Raw genomic sequence first — 24,449 nt, 5'->3', positions numbered from 1 at the left:
CATCGATAGGACAAGACGGCGCGGCCCGGTCGCTAAGCCAGGATTACTCCTGGATCACTTTTTGCGAACTCAAGTGAGAAATACCGGATTCATCAGCAGAAAAATCTATCGTCACTGTTTTACCTATAACCCTCGCTTATGCACAAAGTTGCTTAAACTGATTTTGCATCCTTTCGAACGCGGTGCAAGTGGGACCAAAGGCAATGAGCGGAATGAACACCGCCGGAGCACAGAGGAGGGACAATGCAACGCTTCGTTCTAACATCGACAGCTATTTACTTTGCACTAGCGGCATCTCCTGTCCTGGCGCAGCAAAATACGGAGGTAGCAACCGAGCCAAATTTGACGGCTGACATTATCGTCACTGCGCAACGGCGACCCGAAAGCTTGCAAAAAGTGCCGGTCAGCGTCAGCGTGGTTAGCGGGGATTCGTTGAGCGAACGCAACATCAATAGCCTCCAACAGCTTAACATTGCCGCGCCCAGCCTTCAGCTGGGTCAGGACAACAGCTTCGCTGTCCGCGGCGTGGGCACGCTCGCCTTCCAGCAGACCGTCGATCCCGCCGTTGCGATCGCTGTGGACGAAGTCAACCTGGCGCGCGGGCCGCTGAGCGAAGGCGTATTTAATGACGTCGCGCAGATCGAAGTGCTGAACGGGCCCCAAGGCCTGTTGTTCGGCAAGAACGCTACAGCCGGTCTCCTTAACATTACCACCGGTCGCCCGGTGCTGGGCAAGCGCAGCGCGAATGGCGAAGTCGAATATAATTTGCGCGACACGACGCCCCGCAACGGCGAAGGCATGATTGCGCGCAGCACCGTCAATTTGCCAATCGGCACGACGTCGGCGTTGCGGCTCAACCTCGCCTATGAGTATCAGCAGCCGGTGACACAAGCATTGCAGACCGGTCCAGGTAGCAGCCTCGATCGGCGCGCGCTCGACGCTCGGGTTAAATATCTCTACGAACCTGATGATAGCCTCAGCGTCTACACGATCGGTAATTATGCGCGCATCACGGGCACTGCGGCTCTGTTTGACCGCACTTATCGCGTCCTCGCGCCTGGCAGCACGAATATTGCGCCGCTGGCGCGTGACGGGTTCATCGCCAGCCCCGAGCTTTTGCAATATCGCTCGGATGGCGCTAACCGTCGCACGCTGGAAAATTATGGCGGGCAACTTAATGTCGCCTACATGTTCGACAACGGGTACAAGCTGAGCAACGTGGCGGCCTATCGCGGCTATAGCCTTGACCAGCTGGTCGACCTCGACTTCACTTCCAGCAACGCCAACAGCGCGTCGGGGCTCGAAACCAAATATCACCAGTATTCGAATGAGTTGCGCCTCTCGCTGCCCGACGAAGGCCGTCTGAGCGGTCAGTTCGGTCTGTTCTATATGGGCTTCCGTGATCATACGTTCGTGACCAACGCGGGCAATCTCTACCTTCCCGCCTTCCTGCTGCCTTCGCCGCCTTTCTGCGTTCGCGCCGCACCGGGGGCGGGCTGCGCCGTTGCCAATAATTATGCGGTGGGATCGGACAGTGAATATGTGTTCAAGAGCGACAGCTTTGCGGCTTTCTCTCAGCTGACCTTCGCGCTCACCGATCAGCTGCGCTTGATCGCGGGCGGCCGTGTGACGCGGGACAAGGTGTCGATCGACCTCATCCAGAACCAGCTAAACTATTTCGTCCGATTCCAGGGTCCGCGTGGTACGTTTAACCAGACGGCAAAGAATACTGATTTCAGCTGGAAGCTGGGCGCGCAATATCAGGCGACGCCGGATGCGCTGTTATACGGCACATACGCCAAGGGCTATAAAGGCCCCGGCATGAACAGTTCGTCCGCGACCACTACCGCATCGCTCGCGGTGTTGCCCGAAACGTCCCGCAATATCGAGGTGGGCGCCAAGACTTCCTGGTTCGACCGTCGCGTGACACTTAATATGGCACTGTTCCGCACCAAGTATCGCGATTACCAGGCCGGCTCCTTCGATCCGGTGCTCAGCGCCTTCGTGATTCGCAACGCTGCCTCCGTGACAAGTAAGGGCGCGGAAATCTCGCTGGCCGCGAGGCCGACCCGCGCCCTGTCGTTCAATGCGTCGGTATCGATACTCAATTCCAAATTCGACGACTTCCCCGGCGCGCAATGCTATCCGGGTCAGGGTTGCGTGAATTTCAACGCTGGCGGCCTGCGCACGCCGCTGGCCGCGAAATTTTCGTCCAGCTTGGGCGCGAGCTACACCATCCCGATCGGCGACAACAACCTGACGTTGTCGGGCGACTGGTATCACCGTTCGTCGATCTTCTTCCTGCCCAATAATAACCCGCTTGCGCAGTCGGGACCGATCGATCAGTTCGGCGCGCGCATCACCTATGAACTAAACCAGAATGTGAAACTGAGCCTGTTCTGCAAAAATTGTGGCGACGAACGCGTGCCGGGCTTCATCGGCAGCGATCCTGGCGACGCCAACGCCCGCCCGGCGCCGCTCAACAGCGTGTATCAGGTTTATGGGTTCAATTCGGTGCGGACGATCGGCGCGTCTATGGCGTTTAATTTCTAAGCCGGGTCCATCGAAAAGGGGAGGGCGGGGCGCGAAGTGCACCCGCCCTTTTTTCGTCGGTCGGATCGAAATATGGTTCGCGCCGAATGGCCGGGTCGCATCATTGATGCCCGACGGCTCCGTATATATTCAATCCCGCACGGGGAGTAGATGATGCGTCGACTTATGTTCTTTCTGCTCGCAGGCTTCGCGCTGTCTGGCGCACAGTCGGCGCCACCACCGCAGCCGGTGCTTGGCACGCGGTCCAAGTCGATCATAGAGATGGACGGCTTGCGCTTCAGAGATCTGAACACAAACGGTCGGCTCGATCCTTATGAGGACTGGCGCCTGTCCGCGCAGCAGCGTGCGACCGATCTGGTCGGGCGGATGACACTGGCGGAAAAGGTCGGTATGATGATGATTGCGACCAATAATCCCGATTGCGACGGGACGATCACGCCGCGCGGCCGAGACCTTATCGACAATCAGAAACTCACCCGCTTCATCTTGCGCGCCAAGGTCATGACCGCACCAGCAGATTGCAAGGTGAAGCTGACCGGCTTCGCGCTCTATGCGGGCTACCCGCAGACGCCCGATCAGATGGCGAAGTTCACCAATGCGGTGCAGGAACGGCTGGAAACGGGACGGCTCGGCATCCCCGGTTTGTTCAAGGACAATGCCCGAAACCACGTAGAAACGAACCCGACCTTCGGCATCGGGGCGGGCGCGGGAGCTTTCACCGAATTTCCCAAGGAAGCGGGTCTGGCGGCGGCGGCGCTGGGCGCCGGCGCGCCGGTCAACGCGCGCGGGATGGTGCCCGCGCGCATCAGGGCGGATATGGCCCCGCTGCGCAGCCTGACCGATGTGATGGGCCGCGAATGGCGCGCTATCGGCCTGCGCGGCATGTATGGCTATATGGCCGATCTCGGTACCGAGCCGCGCTGGTCGCGCTTCCATGAAACCTTCACGGAGAATGCCGATCTCATGTCCGACATTGTCGGGACGCTGATCGGCGGGTTGCAGGGTCCGGTGCGTGCCGACGGCACGTCACTGTCGCCCGCCTCGTCGATCGCGTTGTCGATCAAGCATTTCCCCGGCGGCGGCCCGCAGGAAATGGGCCTAGACCCGCATTATACCTTCGGAAAGCGTCAGGTATACACCGACAGTTGGGGCAAATATGGCTTTGCCTATCATCTCAAACCCTTCCGCACGGCGATCGCGAAGGGGGCGTCGTCGATCATGCCCTATTATGGCGTGCCGATAAACTTGACCTATGAAGGCGTTACATACGACCAGCGCGGCATGGCCTTCTCCAAACAGGTCGTGACCGACCTGCTCCGTGCGAAGCTAGACTTCAAAGGCTATGTCAATTCTGATAGCGGCATCATCGAACAGCGCGGCTGGGGGCTGGAAAGCTATCGCACCAATCCGGAAACCGGCAAGCCCTATGACATCGCCGACCGGGTCGTCGTTGCGATCCGCAGCGGCACGGACATTCTGTCGGAATTCACCGACGCCAGAATGCTCACCAATCTCGTACAGGCGGGACGGCTCGGCGAAGCGACCCAGATCGACCCGGCGGTCCGCCGCCTGCTGACCGAACAGTTCCAGCTTGGCCTGTTCGAAAACCCCTATGTCGACGCGCCCAAAGCGGCGGACAACATCGGCCGGCCGGACGATCGGGCAACGGGTCTGGACGTTCAGCGCCGCTCGATCGTGCTTCTGGAGAACCGCAATGCGCTGTTGCCGCTCAAGGCGGGCGCAAAAGTCTATGTGATGGGATTTGGCGCGGACGCTGCGCGGGCGTCGGGGCTGAATGTTACCGACGGCAATACGAAGGAACGGCCGCCGGTTCCTGGGGACATTGATGCGCTGCTGATAAAGGTCATGGTCAATCCTACCGGTGCGCGCGCCTATTCGCCCAAATCGCCGGACACCGGTGGTCGAGCGATCGGGCCGGAATTCAATATCATGGACCCGCGCACCGGGAAACGTCAGGCGACCTGGGGCGCGCAAGACCCCTGCGTCTATGATCCAGGCGCCCCCGGCGCGTTCGAAACGCCCGACGGCTGCCTCGACAGCGGCCTGATCTTCGGTGGCGGTTTCCCGTGGGAAGTCAATATCGTCACGCTATCAGACCTCGCAAAAGCGCAGAGCTGGAAGATGACCCCGTCGCTGCCGGACATCCAGGCGGCGATGCGCGAAGCGGGTGATCCTGCCAAGGCCGTCATCTCCATCTATTTCCGCAATCCCTACGTTCTCGACAAGGAAAGCCGCGTTCGAAATGCCGGAGCGTTGCTCGCGACGTTCGGCGCCAGCGACCGGGCACAGTTCGACATCATCACCGGCAAGGCCGCACCGGAGGCGCGACTGCCCTTCGCCTTGCCCGCAACCCGGGAATCGGTGCTGCGCCAGCATCCCGACGCGCCCGGTTATGCCGACACGCGCGACGGGGCGCTCTATCCCTATGGCTTTGGCCGCGGCTTTGGCGGGAAGGGCAAGCGATGACGGAGATCGGTGTCGGCCTGATCGGCTATGGTCTGGGCGGTCGGGTATTCCACGCGCCATTCGTGCAGGCGACGCCGGGCATGGCCCTGCGCGCCATCGTCTCGCGTGACGCGGCCGAGGTGCTTGCCCATCATCCCAACGTCGCAGTCGCGCCGGATGTCGATACACTGCTGGCGCGGGACGATATCGATCTGGTGATCGTGTGCAGTCCTGACGAACTGCACGCCCCTCATGCGCTCGCGGCGATCGCTGCGGGCAAGCATGTGCTGGTCGACAAGCCGTTCGCCACCAGCCTTGCCGACGCCGGGGCGGTCGCGTCTGGGGCAGACGCGGCGGGCGTACTGCTCACCATCTTTCAGAACCGACGCTGGGACGCGGATTTCCTGACGCTGCGTGGGATGATCGACGACGGGCAACTTGGCCGCATCGTCCATTTCGAAAGCCATTTCGATCGCTGGCGTCCGCAGGCGCCAGCTGTGTGGAAGGAAGCCCGGGCGGGCGGTTCCTGGTTCGATCTGGGTCCGCATCTGGTCGATCAGGCCCTGCAACTGTTCGGCATGCCACAGGCAGTGACCGCCGATTTCGCCACGCTGCGCGACAGCGCGCCCGCGCTGGACTGGTTTCATGTCGTGCTGCACTATGACAGCTGCCGCGCCGTGCTTCATTCCAGCAAGCTTGCTGCCGATCATGGCCTTCGCTTCATGGTCCACGGCACAGGCGGCAGCTGGATCAAGCAGGGCCTCGACATGCAGGAGCCGGCCATCCTTGCAGGAAAGGGGCTGGGACATCCAGATCTGGGTATCGATCCCGTCGAAGGCAAATACACCGCCGCGACAGACGGCGCTTCGCCCGTCTCCATTCCCAACCAGCGCGGCGACTATGGCGCGTTCTGGCGTGCTCTGGCGCAGGCGGTGCGGGGCGAAGGCTCCAACCCGGTGCCGGCCGCCCAGGCGCTCATGGTCATGGCGGTGCTCGACGCGGGGCTGGCCAGCGCGCGGGAACGGCGCACCATCGACATGGACGCATTGCGCGCAACGCTGTTGCAGGACTAGACACCGCATCATCGTATCGCGCTGGCCGATGGCTGGCATCATGAACATTGAATGTGCCTGTGACCGGATGCCGTTAGGATGGTGACGACTCAAATATCATAGCGAAGCAGGGAGAGGGCGTTGAGGAAAACGGCGAAGCGTGCTGGCATTTGCCGACGGGCTTCCGCCCACAAGCCGACACCCGCTCGCGGCACGCACTCACGATCGCGGCTCGCCACGATGCGCCCAATTCCCTCACTCCTGACTATAAGGAGGGCCTGATGCCCCGCCAATTCATCGACCTGTCGATCACGCTGGACAATGACGTCGTGTCCGATCCGCCCTTCATGCGGCCGAAGATCACTTATGAAACCCATCAAGACACGGTGAAGGAGCTTCAGCATTTCTTCCCCGGCGTGACGGCGGAACAGACGCTCGATGGCGAAGGCTTCGCGGCGGCCGAATGGGTCACGCTGACCACGCACAATGGCACGCATCTCGACGCCCCCTATCATTTTCATCCGACCATGGACGGTGGCGCGCGTGCGATTACCATTGATGAAGTGCCGCTCGACTGGTGCTTCCGCCCCGGTGTCAAGCTCGACTTCCGCAATTTCCCCGATGGCTATGTCGTGGTGGCGGCCGATGTGGAGGCGGAACTGACGCGGATCGGCCATGATCTTCAGCCGCTCGACATCGTGCTGGTCAACACGGCGGCGGGCAAGGCACTGGGTCGGCCCGATTTCGTCAATGTCGGTTGCGGGATGGGCTATGAAGCGACCATGTATCTGACGAGCCGCGGCGTGCGCGTGACGGGCACCGACGCCTGGAGCTGGGACGCGCCGTTCAGCTACACGGCGAAAAAGGTCAAGGAAACGGGCGACACCTCGTTGATCTGGGAAGGGCATAAGGCCGGTCGCGACATTGGCTATTGCCACCTGGAAAAACTGCACAATCTCGAAGCGCTGCCCGGCAACGGCTTCACCGTCAGCTGCTTCCCGCACAAAATCAAGGGCGCGTCGGCGGGCTGGACCCGCGCGGTCGCCATATTCGAGGATTGACATCATGCGGTTGGCGACATTGAAGCGCGGCGGGAGCGACGGCACGCTGGTAGCGGTCAGCACGGGCGGCGCGCGAGTCGCGGCGGTGCCCGGATGGGCGACGTTGCAGGCGGCGCTCGACGATTGGAACGCGGCGCAGCCCGCGCTGCGTGCCGCATCCGCCGCTGCCGAAGGTGGCGAGGCGATAACCCCCGTCGATTTCGCCGCGCCGCTGCCGCGCGCCTGGCAATGGCTCGACGGGTCCGCCTTCCCGACCCATGGCGACCTGATGCAGCAGGCGTTCAACCTGCCGCCGATCGAAGCCGACAAGCCGCTGATGTATCAGGGCATGTCGCATCGCTTCATCGCCGCCACCGACGACGTCCCGCTGCCGAGCGAAGCGGACGGAATCGATTTCGAGGGGGAGTTCGGCGTCGTCACCGGCGACGTGCCGATGGGCTGCCGTGCGGACGAAGCGCTCGCGCATATCCGCCTGATCGTCCTCATCAACGACTGGTCACTGCGTGCCATCGCGCCGGTAGAGATGAAGACCGGCTTCGGTTGGGTGCAGGCCAAACCGGCGTGCAGCATGGCGCCCTTCGCTGTGACGCCCGACGCGCTGGGCGCGGCGTGGCGTGATGGGCGCGTCCATCTGCCCCTGACGGTGGAAGTGAACGGCGCATGGTTCGGCAGCCCGGTCGGCGGAGCGATGGCGTTCGGCTTCCATGACCTGATCGCCCATGCCGCGCACAGTCGCGCGCTGCCGGCGGGCACGATCATCGGGTCGGGCACCGTCTCCAATCCCGACCATGACCGGGTCGGCTCCACCTGCATTAGCGAACGCCGCGCCATCGAAACGATCGCGCATGGCGCGCCGCGCACCTCTTTCCTGCACTTCGGCGATCGGGTCGCGATGCACGCCGGGGACGGGATCGGTCCGTTCGGGCAACTCGACCAGCAGGTGGCGCAGGCGCATTCGACCTGAACGGCGGCGCATCAGCGGGGGCGATGCCTGTCATAGAAGGAAATGCTTTTTCTTCCCGATCGGGCGCAGCTAGCTTCTGAGTCCAGAGAGGAATTGCAGGACAGATATGACAGCTATTGCAAAAGCGCTGGTGATCGGCGGGGGTATCGGGGGCATGGCGGCAGCGATCGCGCTGGCCCGGCAGGGGACGACGGTCCGGTTGATCGATATCGACCCTGAATGGAAAGTTTATGGCGCGGGGATCACCATCACCGGTCCGACGCTGCGTGCCTTCCGCAAGCTTGGCCTGCTCGATCCGATCAAGGAACATGGCTATTTCTCCATCGGGCAGCGTCTGTTCCTGTTCGACGGGACGATGATTGGCGAACAGATTCCGCCACCGATCGAGGAAGGCCTACCGGCGTCGGGCGGCATTATGCGGCCCAAATTGCACCAGATCATGTCCTCTGCCGTGCGGGAACTGGCTATCGACGTGCGGCTGGGCGTCACCGCTAATGCGTTCGATCAGGACGGCGACAGCGTGTCCGTGCGGTTCAGCGACGGGCATGAGGATCGCTTCGACCTGGTCGTCGCGGCCGATGGCATCTATTCCAGGACACGCGCCGCGCTGTTCCCCGACGCGGTAAAGCCCGTCTATTCCGGGCAGATGAGCTGGCGCGTCGTCGCACCGCGTCCCCCGGAAATGAATTTTTCCGAATTCTTTTTCGGCCATGCCAATATCGGCGGCATCATTCCCTGTTCGCAGACACAGGTTTACGGCTTCATCCTGCATGCCGATCCCGAATGCCGCCGCGTGCCTGACGCCGATCAGGCCAATTATCTGCGCGAATTAATGGCAGACTTTGATGGGCCGATGGCGGCGGTGCGCGAGAGTATCGGACCGAATTCCTCCATCGTCGCGCGACCGTTCGAATATGCGCTTCAACCCAAGCCGTGGCATGTCGGCCGCGTCGTGATGATTGGCGACGCCGCACACGCCACCACCCCGCACCTTGCCAGCGGTGCGGGCATCGCGGTCGAGGACGCGCTGGTGCTGATGGAGGAACTGGCCAAGGCGGGTGACGACGTTGCGGGCGCGCTCAATGCGTTTGTCGAGCGGCGGTTCGAGCGCTGTCGCTATGTAATCGAAAGCAGCGTCGCGATCGGCCAACGCCAGCTGGAAGGCGCGCCGCCACAGGAAATGGGAATGCGCATGGGGCAGGCGATGGCCTATCTGGCAGGAGATATCTAATGCACAACGTAACGCACGCAGGTATTTCGACTTGCGACCATGATCGCGCGCCGATTCCGGTGAGCCAGCGCGGCAAGCATCTGGTGGTGGATATCCACTGCCATCTCGGCATCCCCGCCGCCGAAGGGCTGGTGCGCTCGCAGATCGACAATCCGCCCAACCCCATGGCGTTCATGTCCGACGCGTCGAAGGTCGTGAACGGCGAGATGTTCGCGCAGATCGGCCCGAAGCTGAACGGCATCGGCGAGCGATTGGCCGACATGGACCGCCTGGGCGTCGATGTGCAGGCGATCAGCCCGTCGCCCGGCCAATATTATTATTTCGCTCCGGCCGAATTGGGCCGCGACGCGGCGCGCATTGTCAATGACGGCATCGCCGAAGCGGTGGCGCAACATACCGACCGTTTGGTAGGCATGGGCACCGTGCCACTTCAGAATAGCGAGATGGCGATCGCGGAAATGCGCCGCTGCGTGAACGATCTTGGCCTGCGCGGGATCGAAATCAGCTCCAATGTCAATGGCGAGGAGCTGGCACATCCTTCGCGCCGCTCCTTCTTCGCGGCGGCGGAAGAACTGGGTGTGCTGATCTTCCTCCACCCGCTGGGCTTCACGCAGGGGCAGCGGCTGGCCGAACATTATCTCGACAATATCATCGGCAATCCGATCGAATTGACCATCGCGCTGTCGCACCTGATCTTCGACGGGGTGCTAGACGCCTATCCGGGCTTGAAGCTGTGCGTCGCGCATGGCGGTGGCTATCTGCCGGGCTATTGGGGGCGGATGGACCATGCCTGGCGCGCGCGCGAGGATTGCCGCCAGCATATCCATCGCGAACCGTCCAGCTACTTGCGGCAGGTGTGGCTCGATACGCTGGTGTTCGATCCAGACCAGCTTGACAGCCTCGTGCGCACTCATGGCGCGGACAGGCTGTGCCTTGGCAGCGACTATCCCTTCGACATGGCCGAACCCGATCCGGTCGGTTTCCACGCGCGGCTGGCCGACGAGACCAGAGCGAAGATCATGGGCGGCAACGCCGCCGCGCTGCTGGGCCTGTCCGTCAGCTGACGATCAGGTCGCGCGCCGCGGCGAGCGTCTGCGGCGCGGCCTGTATCGCAGCGCGGGCGGCCTGACGTAGTGCGCCCCGATGCGCCTCATCAAGATATTCGAGCGGTGACTTGCCATCGACGCGGGCGAGCGCCAGCATCGGCAGCAATCGCGCCGCGCGTGTTTCAAGATCGGCGGGCGCTTCCCAATCCACTCGCGCTATATAGGCAGCGGCCAGCGCATCGAAGGACGCCAGCAGCGCATCGCGCGTGCCGTCCACAACCCGCGCCTTGATCGCCAGATGGTTGAGGCAGAAGGCGAGGTCGAACGCCGGATCGCCGTACCAGGCGCATTCGGCGTCGAGCAGCACCGGACCAGCCGGGCCGACCAGCAGATTCTTTGGGCTGACATCGCCATGTACCAGCGCCAGATGCGTGTTCGCCAGTGCATCGGCGGCCGCCCCGATGACAGGCGCCAGGTCGGGATGCGCGGCGGCGGTGGCGAGCAGATAGGGTTCGATCCGCAGCGCATGGAAATTACCGTCGGTGGCGAAGGCGTCGGGGATCGCCGGGTTGCGCGCGGTTCCGGCGTGAATGCGGCCGATCAGCATACCCACCTGCGCCGCAAAGGCGGGATCGGCGCGCCGGGCCAGCAATTCGCTCTTCCACAATATATGCTGGTCTGGTGCGAGCCATGCCATCGCGAACAGGCCCAGCGCCTCGTCCTGCGCGACCGGGCGCGGCACGGCGTTCGGCGCGATGGCATCGGCCACCTGCATATAGGCCCATTCATAGGCATTGCGGTCGACCGGCGCTTCCCAGGTCGCCGCGACCTTCAGCTGCGCCAGCGCCCGCTTTATGCACACCTCGCCCCGGCTGGAGGCGAGATGCCAGATGTCGGACGACACGCCGCCGGTCAGCGGCACCCACGCGCCATCCTCGTCCGCGCCCAGCAGGTCGTTAGCGCGCGCGAAGGCCAGCATCGCCGCGTCGGCTATCATGCCTTTACTCCAAGGGGTGCGACGCCTGAAGCGCCGGCCCAGGGCAGGCCCGCTTCCTCAATGCGCAGCAGTTGGTTATACTTGGCCAGCCGCTCCGAATTGCGCACCGATCCGACCTTGATCTGCCCGCCCGCAACGCCAACCGCCAGATCGGCTAGGAAGTCGTCCTCGGTCTCGCCCGATCGCGCCGAAATAACCGTCGCGAAACCGCCCCCGCGGGCCGTGCGGATCGCGTCGAACGTCCCCGATACGGTGCCGTTCTGATTGACCTTGATGAGCGCGGCGTTGCCGCCGCCGCTATCGATACCCCGCTGCACGCGGGCAGGCTGGGTCGCAAAGAGATCATCGCCGACCAGCTGAATATGGCCGAGCCGCTCGGTCAGTGCGGGCCACGCCGCCCAGTCGTCCTCGCCCAGACCGTCTTCGATCGAGATGATAGGATAGCGTTCAATCCACGCCGCCTGCATGTCGATCATCTGCGCGGCGTCGAACGTCTCGCCCAGCCGCTCGAAACGATAGCCGCCGTTGGCATCGACCAGTGAGGAGGAAGCGATGTCGAGCACGATGCCGACATCCTTGCCCGGCGTCAGCCCCGCCGCCTCAATCGCGGCGACCATCATGTCGAGCGCCTCTTCGGATCGTTCGAAGCCCGGCGACAGCCCGCCTTCGTCGGCGAGCAGCACCGGCAGGCCCTGCGCCGCGCATAGCTCGGTCGCGGTGGTGCGGATGCGGCAGATCCATTCCAGCGCCTCGCTGTAATTGGCCGCGCCCACCGGCATCGCCAGAAAATCCTGCACGTCCATCCCGCGCCCGGCGTGAAGCCCGCCCGACAGGATGTTGACCATGGGCAGCGGCATGGTCGGCTTCACCCCGATCAGCGTCGCGATCCAGCGATAGAGCGGCAGGCGCTGCGCCAGCGCACCGGCCCGCAGCGTTGCCAAGCTGACCGCCAGCGCCGCATTCGCGCCAATCCCGCCGAAATTGTCGGTCCCGTCCACCTCGACCAGCCGCGCGTCGAGCGCACCCTGATCGAATGCGCTAAGACCCGCGACGGCGCTCGCCACGCGATCGTTGATGTTCCCGACGGCGCGGCCCACCGCCTTGCCGCCCCAGGCCGCGCCGCCATCGCGCAGCTCGACGGACTCTGCCTTGCCGGTCGACGCGCCCGATGGCACTGACGCGCGCGCGACCGTGCCGTCCGACAAAGTGATTTCGGCTTCGACGGTTGGACGGCCGCGGCTGTCGAGGATCTGGCGGCCATGGACATGGGTGATGATAGGGGAGGTCAAGACAGTGCCTTTGGTTGATTGCAGGGGAAATGTAGCGGCTCGCCAGCCAGCGCGCGCACGACTTCCTCAGCCGAGCGGCGGCGCAGTTCGTCAAGCGATGCGCCGGAGGAAAAGGCGATATGCGGCGTCACGATCACGTCAGGACGCTCGACCAGCGCGCGTGGCGGTTCGGGCTCGCCCTCGACCACGTCGAGGCCCGCGCCAGACAGCTTGCCCGTCTCTAGCGCGGCGATCAACGCTTGCGTGTCGATCAGGGGGCCGCGGCTGACATTCACGAGAAACGCGCCGTCTCGCATCCGCGCGATCGCGTCCGCGTCGATCAAGTGATGCGTGTCGGGCAGCAGCGGCGCGTGGACGATCACCACGTCGCTCTCGCTCAACAGGTCAGGTAATTCGCGATGATCGGTGCCGCTGCCGCCCAGACTGTTGGTCAGCACGCGGCATCCAAAGGCGCGCAGTCGCGTGCCGGTCATCGTGCCAATCCGCCCATAGCCCACGATGCCGACGGTCAGGTCGGCAACGCGCCGCAGCACCGCCGCCGCCGGGTTCCATGCCCCGCGCTTCACATCGCGGTCGAACGCTGTGATCCCGCGCGCCCAGTCCAGCACGAAACCGACGGCGTGCGCCGACACCTCGTCCACGCAATAGTCGGGTACATTGGCGACGAATGCGCCGCGCGCGGTGGCGGCGGCGACGTCGATATTGTCGAGGCCGACGCCGATCCGCTGTACTATCTTGAGGTTCGCGGGCGCAGCGATCGCCGCGCCGCTGACCTGCGCCCAGCAGGCCATGATCGCCTGCGGATCATGCTGCGCGACCAGCGCCTCGATCTCCGCCGCGCTGGCGGGGACTGCTGGCCCCACGACCAGCCGGTGTCCCGCTCTCTCAATGACTATACGCTCTATGCTGACGTCGGGCCAGGCATAGTCGGTCTGAACGACTGTCGCCATCGCGCCTTACTCAGCCGCCTGATCGTTGTCGGCGTCGTGATGCGCCTCCTTATGCGTCGGATTGTGGAGCGCCCCCGCCGCGTCCGCTGGCGATGCCTCGACCACGGCCGGCTGGCTGGGATGCGGCTTTACCGCCTTGGGCGTCAATCCATCGACATAGCCGACTTCCCATGGCGCTTCGTCGAATATCCAGGGCTGAAGATTGTGCATGAAGCTCATCGTGCCGAACCGCGAATTCCAGGTACGCGGCACCCAGCTGTCGTCCAGCACGTCGCTGTCCGTGCCATATTCCGCGTCGCCGCCAGCGGGGCAGGGCAGGTACATGAACACCGAACTGGCGATGCGGTGGCGGCCCAGCCCCCATACCGACTTCTGCCAGCCCTTGCGCTCCATATAATTGGCGCCGACCATCACCTCGTCGATATCTTCCACACCATAATTGACGTGATTAAACCGCGTCTTGCCGTCCAAGCCGGGGAAGGGCAGGTCGGCCTTCAACCAATAGATGCTGTGATGGTCATTGGTGCCGGGCGCGCGGGCGAATACGCCGAAACCTTGCTGCACGTCGGACAGCCGGAAATCCAGATTGTCGCGATACCATTCCCAGCTGGCATTGGGATCGGGTACCTGGAACACGACATGCTGGATCGTCTTGGGGTTGGCCTTGAGCCGCCATTTACGGTGCGTGTTGATACGATTGACGTTGTCATAGCTGTTGACCGGATCGGGCGCGCCCCAGATCTTGCGCCGGTCATAGATGCGGATTCCGCTCGCGATGCCGTCGCAATCGAAGAAGCGCCCGGTGCCATCGGCGTCGATCGTCACGTCGGTCGTCTTGCGCAACCGTGCCACGATGCGGTCGAAATATTTTTGATTGGGCACGCCCCAGATCACCTGCTGGACGCCATAGCCCTCGAGCCTTTGTCCGGGTAAAACCGCGTCGGCCAGCGGGCGGATGATGACGCTCGATCCTTCCTCCATTTCGAACAAAGCTTGGCCGCCGTCGCGTTCGATCAGCGGCAACCCGAAATCGACGAAGTAGCTCACGCACTCGTCCAGATTTTCGACGCCGTAAATTACCAATTCGACCCCATTGATGCCTGTCATGGTCCGCTCTCCTGCTGAATGCGGGTTCAGTAGGCCAGCTATGAAGATAGCAAAAATCGATTGGATGGATGCGACCTATAAGCCGTTTTTTAGCGGAGCAAGGTTGGCAGCGCATTCGCGAATAAGCGCGATCAGCCATTGTAGACCCTGATCGCTGTTGCGCAGACTGTGCCATTGCAGTTCTTCGACCACATCAGGCATGTCGATTGGCGGGCGATGGACCGTCAGCGGCAGAAAGCGCGCAAACCATTGAGCGTGGCGGTCATACATTGTGGCGATGCGATCGGTTCCGAGCACCGCGGGGGCAAGGGCGGAAAAGGTCGGCACGCGCAGCTGAATGTTGCGCGTCATGCCCCGCTGTTCAAAGAAGGTTTCGGAAAAGGCGGGATGACGATCTCGTCCAAACAGGACTACGGCGTGGTGGGCCTCGTAAAAATCGTCGTGGGTCATTCGCGCACCATAATGTCCGTCCCGCCAAGCGACGACCGCATGCTTATCTTCGAACAGCGCGACGCGAGGATGATCGTCCGTATGGAATTGCGGAATCGTGATGAGGATGTCCGCTTCCCCTTGTTCCATCATCTCGGTGCCGCGCTTGCCGGTGCTGAGCACGTCGAAGGCAAGATGCGGCGAGCGTAGGGCGGCTTGTGCGAAGACGTCGGTCAGCAGCACATTATAGACATAGTCCGATGCGATGATGGTAAAATGGCGCCTAGCGGTCGTCGGATCGAATTCGCGCGGCGTGGTGATCTTGGCCCGGATCAGCATCAGCGCTTCGCGCACCGGCGCGCGCAGTTCTTCCGCTTTAGGGGTCAACATCATCTGGCGGCCCACCTGCACCAGCAGATCGTCGCCAAAAAAATCGCGCAGGCGGTTGAGCGAGCCACTGACGGCGGGCTGGCTCAGGAAAAGGCGCTTGGCGGACGTCGATACGCTACGATACTCGATCAATGCGTCCAGTGCCACCAGCAGATTAAGGTCCAGCCTTTCAAATCGCATTCGACCGCGTTCCTTTCCTAAGTTCGTCCACGCTGCGCATGGGCTATGGGCGACGTCGCGGCTTTTGTCGCGATCGTTCCGGCCTAAGGCAGCTATAAGGCGCAGCAATGGCTGCGCAAGCATCTACCGATTGGACGATGCGGGCAGCGTCTCGCTAATCGGATCGGCATTGATGGGGAGGCATGGCCATGCGGGATTGGGATCAGATGGACATTGGAGCGGCGCTGACCGCGCGGGAAACGGAGCGACGCGACGCGCTGTTGGCGCGAGACCGGCCGCGGCTGGCGGACCTGCTGTCAGACGATCTGGTGCATGTCCATACGAGCGGGCAGGTGCATGACAAGGCGCAGTTGCTTCATCATGCCATCGATTTTCTGGAGTTCATCGACGTGACGCGTGGCCCGCTGACGATTCGCCCGCTCGCGCCGGACGCCGCGGTCATGACCGGCACGATGACGAACATCGTTCGCGCGCGCGGGAAGGACGAGCGGGTCGAAGTGCGTGCTTTCGTTACGCAGGTCTGGGTTCGACAGGATGGGCAATGGCGGATCGCGTCCTTCCACGCATGCCGTTTGCCGCAGGAATAGACAGAGGGGGATCATAGGATGTCGGGCATCTACGCGCTGGGTACATTCGCCCGCACCGGGGGCGACTATTTCGTGGGGATCTTGCAAGACGGCAGGGTGTTGGCGCTGCATGATGCGCTGGCGGATGCCCCGGCCGATCTTGGCGCGATCGTCGCAGACTGGGACCGCTGGGGCTCTGCAATCGATGCGGCGGTGGCCACCGCTCCGGCCGACGGCTGGGAAGCCGAAGCGGCGCTGACCGCCCTGCTGCCTTACATGCCTGACAATATCTACGGCGCTGGCGCCAATTACCGCCGCCATGTAATTGAACTGATTGTTGACAAGGGGGTGGGTGGTGTTGCGCACCTGTCTCCCGAGGAACGTCGCAAACATGGCGAAGAGATCATGGATCGCCGTGCCGCGACCGGCAAGCCGTTCATTTATGTCGGCGCACGCGCCTCGATCGGCAGCCCCGACCAGCCGCTGGTGCTGCCCTACGATGTGCGCGAACCCGACTGGGAACTGGAACTAGCGGTGGTGATCGGTCGCCCGGCGCGGCGCGTGTCGCGGGCGGATGCGCTGGGCCATGTCGCAGGCTATATGATCGCTAATGATTTCACAGCACGCGAACTGGTGGATCGCCCGGACATTCCGCAGATGGGCATGGACTGGATGGCGTGCAAAGGCCTGCCGGGCTTCAAGCTGCTCGGCCCCTATATCACGCCGGGGCGCTTCATCGCCGATCCGCAAAAGCTGCACATGCGCCTGTCAGTGAATGGTGATGTGATGCAGGATGAAGGCACGGACGACATGATCTTCGACGTCGCACGGCTCATCGAATATCTCTCCGCGCATACGCGACTGCTTCCGGGCGATGTCATCCTGACGGGCTCTCCATCCGGCAACGGCACCCATTATGATCGCTTCCTGCGCGATGGCGACGAGGTCGTCGGTGAAATAAGCGGACTGGTCGGCAAGCAGCGCGTACGCTGCGAGGCGGAGCGCGCGCCTGGCTAATCCGCCACGTCGATAGCAGCGCCTATTATGACAACGCGAGAATAGCCAAGACAAAATCATTAAATGCCTTATTCTTGGAGATGTCGCGGATACCCATACAATGATTTAGAAAAATACAATAATATCAATACAGTTAATTGGCTATATAATAGCGACACTTATTTTTATTGCGTCGTTCGCTATCTCACTCGCCGCTTAGTTTTTGGGTCGACCTTCCCAAAGATGTTGCGGGTATCATTGCTGCTTATAAGACATTCCATGGCTATCGATTGGACGACTGCATCCATGCTTCCTACGCTCGCCCCGTAACGCTCGGCACAAACGGCACGAGCGTACATTATAGGAGAGGACGTATGAAGTTTTCGCTTCTACTCACTACAAGCGCCGTCGCGCTCGCCGCCATCGCATCGCCTGCTTGGGCTCAGATCGCCGCCGCTCCTACCCAGGCGGCTGACCAGCAGTCTTCATCCGGCCCGGACGTCGGCCTCGCCGACATCGTCGTCACAGCCCAGCGCCGCGCGGAAAATCTTCAGCGCGCCGCCATCGCGGTCAGTGCTGTGTCGGGCGACCAGCTCTCGGCCGCCGGCATAACCCGCCCATCCGAACTGACCGCTCTCATCCCCTCGCTCCAGGTCGCTCCGTCCGCTGGCCCCTACAACCTCTTCTATTTGCGCGGTGTCGGCAATTATCAGGGCAACGCGCTCTCTGAATCCGCCATCGCCTTCACCTTTGATGGCACCTATATCGGCCGCCCGTCTGGCACGACCGGCTTCTTCTACGATCTGGAACGAGTTGAAGTGGTGAAGGGGCCACAGGGCACGCTCTACGGCCGCAATGCCACTGGCGGCGCGATCAACGTGATCAGCAAGAAACCGGAACTCGGCAAGTTCGGCGCGTCGGGGGGCATCGAATATGGTAACTACGATGCGTTGCGCGTTGACGGCATGGTGAACGCGCCGATCGGCGACAAGGCCGCGATCCGCATCGCCGGCATCCATGTCCGCCACGACGGCTATATGAACGATGACACCGACGATCAGAAGGACTGGGGCCTGCGCGGTTCGCTGCTGTTCGAACCTACGAGCGACCTCAGCCTCCACGTCGTGGGCGACTATTTCGACCAAGGCGGTCGCGGTGTCGGCGCGACCCCGTTGCTGGCACCCAACGGGGTATCCAGCACGGCGGCATTCAGCGTGGACGATCGCATCGGCTTTTTCTCGCCACAGGGACAGGCCTTCTACACCAGCCAGCGCGCCAATACTTTGCAACGCAATTTCAGCGCCTTCCCGGCCGAATTCCGCCAGTTCCAGAACAACAGCACCTGGGGTGTCGCCGCCACGCTTAACTGGGAAAGCGCCGCTGGCACTCTCACACTCGTCCCAGGCCATCGCGAAACCAGCCTCGATTATCGCAGCTATACCCCCGGCTTCCAGATTCGGGAAACCAGCAAGTCGCAGCAGACGACCTTCGAAGCGCGCTTCGCCACGCCCGACACCAATCCGCTCCGCGCGCTCGCCGGATTCTTCTATTTCGACGAAGGGACGAAAGGGCCGACCGGTTCCTATGTCAGCAATTGGAACGGCCAGTATGACGCGAACCTCAAGGCCGATACCAAAAGCGAGGCGTTGTTCGGCCGCCTCACCTATGCGGTGACGCCCGACATCCGATTCACTGTCGGCGCGCGACAGACCTGGGAAGACAAGAGCTTTTCCGGCAACCGGCTGTCCTTCACCCGCATTTGCCAAGGGCCCCCCGCGCTCTGCGCGAACGCACCCGGTCTGCCCTTCGGAACGACGCCTCCGTCCCAACGGGTGACGATGCCGATCGCGTTCAACCCAACCGTGTTGCAGGTGGTGACTCCCATCAACGCCAATAATCAGGCCGATTTCAAGAAATTTACCTGGCGCGCCGGGGCCGACTGGGACATGACGTCCCAGAATCTGCTGTACGCCAGCTATGAAACCGGGTTCAAGGCGGGCGGCTTCTATTTCTCGCCCGGGACTGGAACCTACCAGCCAGAAGAGATCGAAGCCTTCACGCTTGTTTCGAAGAACCGTTTCCTCGACAACCGGTTGCAGGTAAATCTGGAACTGTTCCACTGGCACTATCGCGATCAGCAAATCTCGCATCTGGTGACGATTTCGGGTGTACCTACGTTCGCGACCGAAAATGTCGGTCGGGCCACCTTCAAGGGGCTGGAATTAGAAACCCGCTTCGCCGCAACGCCCACAACTATGCTGGGCGCGGACCTGCAATATCTCGACGCAAAATATAACAGCTTCACCTTCCTCCAGTCCAACGGCAGCGGCATCGCCAATCCGGCGATCTTCAATGGCACAGGCTGTCCAACTCAAGGTTTCGATGCGCCGTCGGGCAACAGCTTCCGTGTCAATTGCAGTGGCCAGCGGCCACCCAACGCGCCTAAATGGACGCTGAACCTCAGCGGCCAACAGAAGGTGCCGTTGGAGTCTGGGGAGCTAGTTTTCGACGCGCGGGCGCATTACCAGTCGCGCACGCTGATCGGACTGGAGTTCCTGCCGGTTGAAACCCAGCCCGGCTACTGGCTGGCGGACGCGGCGATCACCTATAATGGTCCTGACCGCCGTTTCTATATAAGCGGGTTCATCAATAACATGTTCAACGAAACGGTGAAGTCGCAAATCTTCCCGACGCCGGGCACGCAATTTTACGGGACGACACTGCGCCCGCCGCGCACCTACGGCGTGCGCGCAGGCTTCGCTTTCTGACATGACCCATGCCCCGCCGGACTTCGGGCTGGTGGGGCATCGGGAACAATACGGGAGCGGCAAGTGGTGACCTATCCCAAAAATGCCTGTTATTCGGCCTTCTTGGCCCGTTAGCTCGCCGATGCGGTGATCGCGCGCAGCATGCCGGACCTGCCAATCCTCCTGTTTGGCGATGTGGACTGCCCACCCTGCGCGGTTTACTACGCCTGTCCCCAACGCTTCTCGCCGCTTAACCGAGGTTTGATCAAGGATGGAATTATCATTAACGGGAATTTGTTACGGACAGGCGATGCGTGCGCAAGCCGCATGGCAAAAGTGTCATTCCCAATGCGCTACGGGCTACAGCCCATCCGCTCGCCGGACGCTATGCATGATCTGGCTGTGCCAGCTAATGCCGGAATAGCCGATTTCGGGCTGCTGCACCGTTTTCAATGATGGAGGATCCGGTGTTTATCTAGGTGCATGACAAACTGCATCTCGCGAACGGTTATGATCTGGTGGTCGACAATTTGCTCGATCTCATCCATGTCGAAGTTCTGGAGTCCTTTTCTCGCCTCCCCCAGCAATTCGCAGCGCCCGGTCTTCCGGGCAGAAAAACGAGATGGACTGATCAATGCACAATATGACCTAAGAGTCAAACTGATCACCGGTCTGTTCCAGCAGCTTCGGAACGGCGATCCTCGTTCGGTCGGCACCTCATCGCCCAAATGAATATCAGGTGCTCAATAATCTTTTTTTCCTGGCTGCCCGAGCCTGTCGGACGAGAGCTGCCGGATGAACCGATTATCCCGGTCGTTGACTTGCTGACGCCCGAAACGCAGGACAGCAGGCGCTGTGTCTGGGCGGCCGGGCGCAACCGTAGCCATGGCAATGATCAGATTTCGCACATGCTTGATTTCGGCATGTAGCAGGCGTTTTAGAATGTTGATTAGCCGATGATCCGAGCGGGTCCACCCACCATCTCTTCGCCCATCGCCCAGCGCTGCTGCCCATCGACGAGGCGGCGGTCATGGGCCAGCGCATCCTGGCCAGAGGATTGCAGAGGATATGCAGCAGACAGCCGAGCAGGACTGAGCCAACCGGTCACCCGATATGTGTGCGCGTCGGAAGCAGATTGACCTGCGCCTGGATCGCCTCCAGCAGCCATCGAATGCCCGGATCGCGTTCCCGCACATGGTTCCATTGCACCACCTCCACAATCTCGGGCAGCGCTAGGCTTGGCTGGTGCAGCCGGATTGGATGGGCGAGTGCGAAATGCTCGGCGAACAGGCGATGCATTATCGCCATACGCCCCGTTCCGGCGATCGCTAGGGGCAGGGCGGAAAAATTGGGAAGAAGCAGCGCAGGCGCTTCGCCCGGGTGGGCTTTTTGCAAATGCGCGTCGGTCAAAGTGGGGCGGCGGTCCGACCCAAACAGGGTAACAGCATAGCCGGCGCGGTAGAAATCATCCATGTCGATGATGCCGGGATAGCCTGCGCCCTCCCAACTGATCACCACCTCGTCGTCCCGCCAGAGCGCGCGGGACGGTTGGTGCGGCAAGATGAGGGGTTCCACCGTGAAAAGCAGGTCGATCTCCGCGCGTTCTAACCGATCCGACGACTGGCTGCCTGGAGGAATGATCTCGAACGAAATATGGGGGGCGACCTGCGCCACTTTTTTAACGATATCCGCCAACACGACGGTGAACGCATAATCCGACGCGACGATGGCGAAGCGCCGCTGACTGGTCGCAGGATCAAAGCCGCCTGGACGGGTAATCTCTGCGCGGATCAGCATCAGCGAGCGCCGAACTGGTTCGGCCAGTTCCTCTGCACGGTGTGTCAGCAGCATCTGCCTACCGTTCAGCACCAACAGGTCGTCCTTGAAAAAGTCGCGCAGTCGGTTGAGCGCGCCGGTGACGGCGGGCTGGCTGAGATTAAGCCGCCGGGCAGCCTCGGAGACGCTCCGCGTTTCAATCAGCACATCCAGCGCTGCCAGAAGATTCAGGTCGAGACGATCGTAACGCACACCCTCCACTTATCCGGTTCGCTGATAGGATACAAGCAAGCTAATGATTGGACGCTGATGGATTGGCGGATCACAATACTCCTAGAAGGAGAGCATTATGCGATTGAAGGGTTTGCACCATCTTCATCTGAAAGTACGCGATCTGGCCGGCACATTGGCATTTACGCAGGATTTCGGCTTGACGTCGGCGGGCGAAGAGAACGGCCTTGTCTATCTACACGGGAGTGGGTCGGCGGTCTATCAGCTTGTCCTGGAGGAAGCGGCGAAATCACAGTTGGCGGCACTGGCGTTCGAACTGGATGACGACGCTGATTTGTCCGAGTTGGAGATTCGTCACGGCCAGTCCTTTGTGCCGCTTGGCGGGCCGGGCAAGGGCCGGGCGATCACCCTCATGGACCCCGAAGGAAACAGCATCCGTTTGGTGACGGGTATGGAAACGCGGGAGGCTGATCCGCTGCCGCCGCTGATGACGCATAATCAGGGCGCGCAAAAGGAGCGGCGCGGCGTATGGCAGCACAAGCCGCCGCTCGGGGCGCCGCCATTGATGCGGCTGGGACATGTCGGCCTATTCATCAGGGATTGGGCGGCATGTGACAAATGGTATCGCGAGACGTTGCGCCTTATACCAAGTGATCTGCTCTACGCCGGTGCTCCCCAGAATATCATTGGCGGTTTCTACCGAATTGATCGCGGCGACGAGTGGGTGGATCATCATACGATCGCCTTCTTCGCGATGGGCAAGAGCGATCTGCACCATGTCTCGTTTGAAGTGCCGAACCCCGAAACCCAGTTTATGGGTCATCGCTGGATGACGCATAAACAGCATGAATCGGTCTGGGGCGTGGGCCGCCATCCGCTGGGCAGCCATGTGTTCGATGTATGGCGCGACCCCAGCGGCTATCGTTTCGAAACCTTTTCCGACACTGATCTTTGTAACGCGTCGATCCCGACCACGTCGCATTCGATCGCCGACGCATCGATGGATTTATGGAGCGACCGCCATGTCGACGCCTATTTCGCTTAACCTCAAACTGCCTCCTGCATCTGAACCAGAGGATGTCGACGCCACCACCGGACTGGTCAAGGGCAGCTTCGGCTTTGGCACCTACCGGGCAAACAGCCTGGTCTTTCCCGGCCTCGTCCAGCCGGACGGGACGATGTTCGACCTTTCTCATCTCTACCTCGACACCCATGCACTGTTAAACGACTGGGACCGCGCCTTTGACCTTTTGCACGACATCTCCGCCAGGGGCGGAGATAGCGGAATTCGGTTCGAGGCAGTAGAATGTCTGCCGCCGGTCGCGCATCCCAATGTGCTGGGCGCCGGATCCAATTACCGGATGCACGTTGCCGAAATGATGACGTTCAACAAGTTCAACCAGGGCAAGCGCCAAGACGGGGAAAGCGATCAGGATTTCTTCGACCGTAACATGGTCGAGGTGGACCGCCGCGGACGCGAAGGAATGCCGTTTTTCTGGACCGGCCTCCACTCGGCGCTTTGTGGTGCGAACGACACCGTCTCCTTGCCCCTAATCGGTGATCATCCTGACTGGGAAATGGAACTCGGCGTTATTGTGGGCCGCACCGGCCGCTACGTCAAGCCGAAGGATGCGAGCGACCTTATCGCTGGTTATGTCGCGGTTAACGACATGGGGACGGTGGATGAATTCCGTCGGGCCGACGTACGCTTCGAGTTTGATTGGGTGAGCAAGAATCAGCCGAATTTCCGGCCACTGGGTCCATTCATCGTACCGAAACCGTTCGTTGACCTAAAAAAGATGCAGATTCGCCTAAAACTGAACGGCAACGTCATGCAGGACTGGCCGGTGACGGACATGATCTTCTCGCCGGAGCAGATTCTCTCCTATGCTTCGGAGCGCGTCCGACTGGTCCCGGGTGACCTGCTAATGACCGGCTCGCCCCCGGGCAATGCGGCGTCACACGGCAACCGCTGGCTGCGGCCGGGTGATATTATGGAAGGCGAAGTCACCTATCTTGGTCGCCAGCGCAACCCGATCGTCGCGGAAGATACCGGCGGTCGCAACTGGACCTATGGGCCGTTCATCACTGAATGGTGACGGGAGAGAGCAATGAAGGAAATCTGAATAGAAACCTACTCAGGCCGTCGGCGATAATGTGTGGTCGCCGCGCCGTTTTCATCGAGCATGGTATGCAAAAGCTTTTCAGCCGGGCTTCGGGGACACTAAAATGGCGGCGTCGCGCTGTCCAGCCTTTTTTTCTAGTCGGTTTCCCGGAGCTCGTCGGCGGTCCGGCCCTCGCGGCAGTTTTCCAGAGCCGCATCGTCTCGTTACTCCGGGCATGAGAGCAGGCGCACTCGCCGGCAGGGCAGCCGTTGGTCTTCGGGAACCAGAGACGACAGAATTTACGGCACAGTGG

At 61.7% G+C, this 24,449-nt stretch carries 20 protein-coding genes; 14 read left to right on the top strand and 6 right to left on the bottom strand.

The window, feature by feature from the left end; all coding sequences use genetic code 11:
* Positions 1-243: 243 nt before the first annotated feature.
* From U5A89_RS02750 to U5A89_RS02720, 7 genes are all read left to right on the top strand, one after another.
* The gene (locus tag U5A89_RS02750) at positions 244-2,553 is read left to right on the top strand and encodes a TonB-dependent receptor (RefSeq protein ID WP_338159656.1); all 2,310 of its coding nucleotides are present in this window, start codon (positions 244-246) and stop codon (positions 2,551-2,553) included.
* Positions 2,554-2,703: 150 nt separating this feature from the next.
* Entirely contained in the window at positions 2,704-5,040 is a 2,337-nt protein-coding gene (locus U5A89_RS02745) for a glycoside hydrolase family 3 protein (RefSeq protein WP_338159655.1), read from the top strand.
* Positions 5,037-6,092 (top strand): oxidoreductase, encoded by a 1,056-nt coding sequence (locus U5A89_RS02740; protein WP_338159654.1) that lies wholly within the window; start codon positions 5,037-5,039, stop codon positions 6,090-6,092. Before U5A89_RS02745 ends, U5A89_RS02740 begins: the two co-directional genes overlap by 4 nt.
* Positions 6,093-6,352: 260 nt before the next feature.
* Entirely contained in the window at positions 6,353-7,132 is a 780-nt protein-coding gene (locus U5A89_RS02735) for a cyclase family protein (protein ID WP_338159653.1), read from the top strand.
* A gap of 4 nt (positions 7,133-7,136) precedes the next feature.
* On the top strand, positions 7,137-8,096 hold the full coding sequence (locus U5A89_RS02730; protein WP_338159652.1) for a fumarylacetoacetate hydrolase family protein: 960 nt from the start codon (positions 7,137-7,139) through the stop codon (positions 8,094-8,096).
* 106 nt (positions 8,097-8,202) lie between these two features.
* Positions 8,203-9,327, top strand: coding sequence for an FAD-dependent monooxygenase (locus tag U5A89_RS02725; protein ID WP_338159651.1), 1,125 nt, complete (start codon positions 8,203-8,205; stop codon positions 9,325-9,327).
* Positions 9,327-10,391, top strand: a complete 1,065-nt coding sequence (locus tag U5A89_RS02720; protein WP_338159650.1) for an amidohydrolase family protein — start codon at positions 9,327-9,329, stop codon at positions 10,389-10,391. Before U5A89_RS02725 ends, U5A89_RS02720 begins: the two co-directional genes overlap by 1 nt.
* On the opposite strand, the gene U5A89_RS02715 is transcribed toward U5A89_RS02720, so the two are convergent.
* The 5 genes from U5A89_RS02715 to U5A89_RS02695 form a co-directional block, all read right to left on the bottom strand.
* Positions 10,384-11,370, bottom strand: a complete 987-nt coding sequence (locus tag U5A89_RS02715; protein ID WP_338159649.1) for a phosphotransferase family protein — start codon at positions 11,368-11,370, stop codon at positions 10,384-10,386. The two genes, U5A89_RS02720 and U5A89_RS02715, sit on opposite strands and share 8 nt — an antisense overlap.
* Positions 11,367-12,659, bottom strand: a complete 1,293-nt coding sequence (gene eno, locus U5A89_RS02710) for a phosphopyruvate hydratase (protein WP_338159648.1) — start codon at positions 12,657-12,659, stop codon at positions 11,367-11,369. Before eno ends, U5A89_RS02715 begins: the two co-directional genes overlap by 4 nt.
* Positions 12,656-13,609 carry a C-terminal binding protein gene (locus U5A89_RS02705; RefSeq protein ID WP_338159647.1) on the bottom strand — a complete coding sequence of 318 codons (954 nt, stop codon included), beginning with the start codon at positions 13,607-13,609 and terminating at the stop codon, positions 12,656-12,658. The genes eno and U5A89_RS02705 overlap by 4 nt, the downstream gene beginning before the upstream one ends.
* Positions 13,610-13,615: 6 nt before the next feature.
* Entirely contained in the window at positions 13,616-14,716 is a 1,101-nt protein-coding gene (locus U5A89_RS02700) for a VOC family protein (RefSeq protein ID WP_338159646.1), read from the bottom strand.
* A 75-nt stretch (positions 14,717-14,791) separates the two neighbouring features.
* Positions 14,792-15,715 (bottom strand): LysR family transcriptional regulator, encoded by a 924-nt coding sequence (locus U5A89_RS02695; RefSeq protein ID WP_338159645.1) that lies wholly within the window; start codon positions 15,713-15,715, stop codon positions 14,792-14,794.
* A gap of 188 nt (positions 15,716-15,903) precedes the next feature.
* On the opposite strand from U5A89_RS02695, the gene U5A89_RS02690 reads away from it, so the two are divergent.
* The 5 genes from U5A89_RS02690 (at position 15,904) to U5A89_RS02670 (ending at position 20,756) form a co-directional block, all read left to right on the top strand.
* Positions 15,904-16,302: a nuclear transport factor 2 family protein gene (locus tag U5A89_RS02690; protein ID WP_338159644.1), complete on the top strand. Its 399-nt coding sequence runs from the start codon at positions 15,904-15,906 to the stop codon at positions 16,300-16,302.
* A gap of 18 nt (positions 16,303-16,320) precedes the next feature.
* Positions 16,321-17,298, top strand: coding sequence for a fumarylacetoacetate hydrolase family protein (locus U5A89_RS02685; RefSeq protein ID WP_338159643.1), 978 nt, complete (start codon positions 16,321-16,323; stop codon positions 17,296-17,298).
* Positions 17,299-17,651: 353 nt separating this feature from the next.
* Positions 17,652-20,045, top strand: coding sequence for a TonB-dependent receptor (locus U5A89_RS02680; RefSeq protein ID WP_338159642.1), 2,394 nt, complete (start codon positions 17,652-17,654; stop codon positions 20,043-20,045).
* A 126-nt stretch (positions 20,046-20,171) separates the two neighbouring features.
* On the top strand, positions 20,172-20,480 hold the full coding sequence (locus U5A89_RS02675) for a hypothetical protein (RefSeq protein ID WP_338159641.1): 309 nt from the start codon (positions 20,172-20,174) through the stop codon (positions 20,478-20,480).
* Between the two features lie 90 nt (positions 20,481-20,570).
* Positions 20,571-20,756 (top strand): hypothetical protein, encoded by a 186-nt coding sequence (locus tag U5A89_RS02670; protein ID WP_338159640.1) that lies wholly within the window; start codon positions 20,571-20,573, stop codon positions 20,754-20,756.
* 372 nt (positions 20,757-21,128) lie between these two features.
* Here the strand turns inward: U5A89_RS02670 and U5A89_RS02665 are convergent, their stop codons facing one another.
* Positions 21,129-22,052 (bottom strand): LysR family transcriptional regulator, encoded by a 924-nt coding sequence (locus tag U5A89_RS02665; protein WP_338159639.1) that lies wholly within the window; start codon positions 22,050-22,052, stop codon positions 21,129-21,131.
* Positions 22,053-22,149: 97 nt separating this feature from the next.
* Here U5A89_RS02665 and U5A89_RS02660 point away from each other — a divergent pair, with 97 nt between their 5' ends.
* Positions 22,150-23,076, top strand: coding sequence for a VOC family protein (locus U5A89_RS02660; protein WP_338159638.1), 927 nt, complete (start codon positions 22,150-22,152; stop codon positions 23,074-23,076).
* Entirely contained in the window at positions 23,054-24,130 is a 1,077-nt protein-coding gene (locus tag U5A89_RS02655) for a fumarylacetoacetate hydrolase family protein (protein WP_338159637.1), read from the top strand. Before U5A89_RS02660 ends, U5A89_RS02655 begins: the two co-directional genes overlap by 23 nt.
* Positions 24,131-24,449: the final 319 nt, after the last annotated feature.

The sequence above is a fragment of the Sphingobium sp. HWE2-09 genome (genome assembly GCF_035989265.1).
GTDB lineage: Bacteria > Pseudomonadota > Alphaproteobacteria > Sphingomonadales > Sphingomonadaceae > Sphingobium.
The sequence above is the reverse complement of the archived record's forward strand: the minus strand, read 5'-3'. Positions and strand labels throughout refer to the sequence as shown.

Bases quoted from the DNA above. Each gene is read 5' to 3' on its own strand.
- U5A89_RS02750 (WP_338159656.1), top strand. From the start codon at position 244: ATGCAACGCTTCGTTCTAACATCGACAGCTATTTACTTTGCACTAGCG.
- U5A89_RS02660 (WP_338159638.1), top strand. From the start codon at position 22,150: ATGCGATTGAAGGGTTTGCACCATCTTCATCTGAAAGTACGCGATCTG.
- U5A89_RS02730 (WP_338159652.1), top strand. From the start codon at position 7,137: ATGCGGTTGGCGACATTGAAGCGCGGCGGGAGCGACGGCACGCTGGTA.
- U5A89_RS02670 (WP_338159640.1), top strand. From the start codon at position 20,571: ATGTCGAAGTTCTGGAGTCCTTTTCTCGCCTCCCCCAGCAATTCGCAG.
- U5A89_RS02690 (WP_338159644.1), top strand. From the start codon at position 15,904: ATGCGGGATTGGGATCAGATGGACATTGGAGCGGCGCTGACCGCGCGG.
- U5A89_RS02745 (WP_338159655.1), top strand. From the start codon at position 2,704: ATGATGCGTCGACTTATGTTCTTTCTGCTCGCAGGCTTCGCGCTGTCT.
- U5A89_RS02725 (WP_338159651.1), top strand. From the start codon at position 8,203: ATGACAGCTATTGCAAAAGCGCTGGTGATCGGCGGGGGTATCGGGGGC.
- U5A89_RS02680 (WP_338159642.1), top strand. From the start codon at position 17,652: ATGAAGTTTTCGCTTCTACTCACTACAAGCGCCGTCGCGCTCGCCGCC.
- U5A89_RS02685 (WP_338159643.1), top strand. From the start codon at position 16,321: ATGTCGGGCATCTACGCGCTGGGTACATTCGCCCGCACCGGGGGCGAC.
- U5A89_RS02720 (WP_338159650.1), top strand. From the start codon at position 9,327: ATGCACAACGTAACGCACGCAGGTATTTCGACTTGCGACCATGATCGC.
- U5A89_RS02735 (WP_338159653.1), top strand. From the start codon at position 6,353: ATGCCCCGCCAATTCATCGACCTGTCGATCACGCTGGACAATGACGTC.
- U5A89_RS02655 (WP_338159637.1), top strand. From the start codon at position 23,054: ATGTCGACGCCTATTTCGCTTAACCTCAAACTGCCTCCTGCATCTGAA.
- U5A89_RS02715 (WP_338159649.1), bottom strand. From the start codon at position 11,370: ATGATAGCCGACGCGGCGATGCTGGCCTTCGCGCGCGCTAACGACCTG.
- U5A89_RS02700 (WP_338159646.1), bottom strand. From the start codon at position 14,716: ATGACAGGCATCAATGGGGTCGAATTGGTAATTTACGGCGTCGAAAAT.
- U5A89_RS02740 (WP_338159654.1), top strand. From the start codon at position 5,037: ATGACGGAGATCGGTGTCGGCCTGATCGGCTATGGTCTGGGCGGTCGG.
- U5A89_RS02695 (WP_338159645.1), bottom strand. From the start codon at position 15,715: ATGCGATTTGAAAGGCTGGACCTTAATCTGCTGGTGGCACTGGACGCA.
- U5A89_RS02705 (WP_338159647.1), bottom strand. From the start codon at position 13,609: ATGGCGACAGTCGTTCAGACCGACTATGCCTGGCCCGACGTCAGCATA.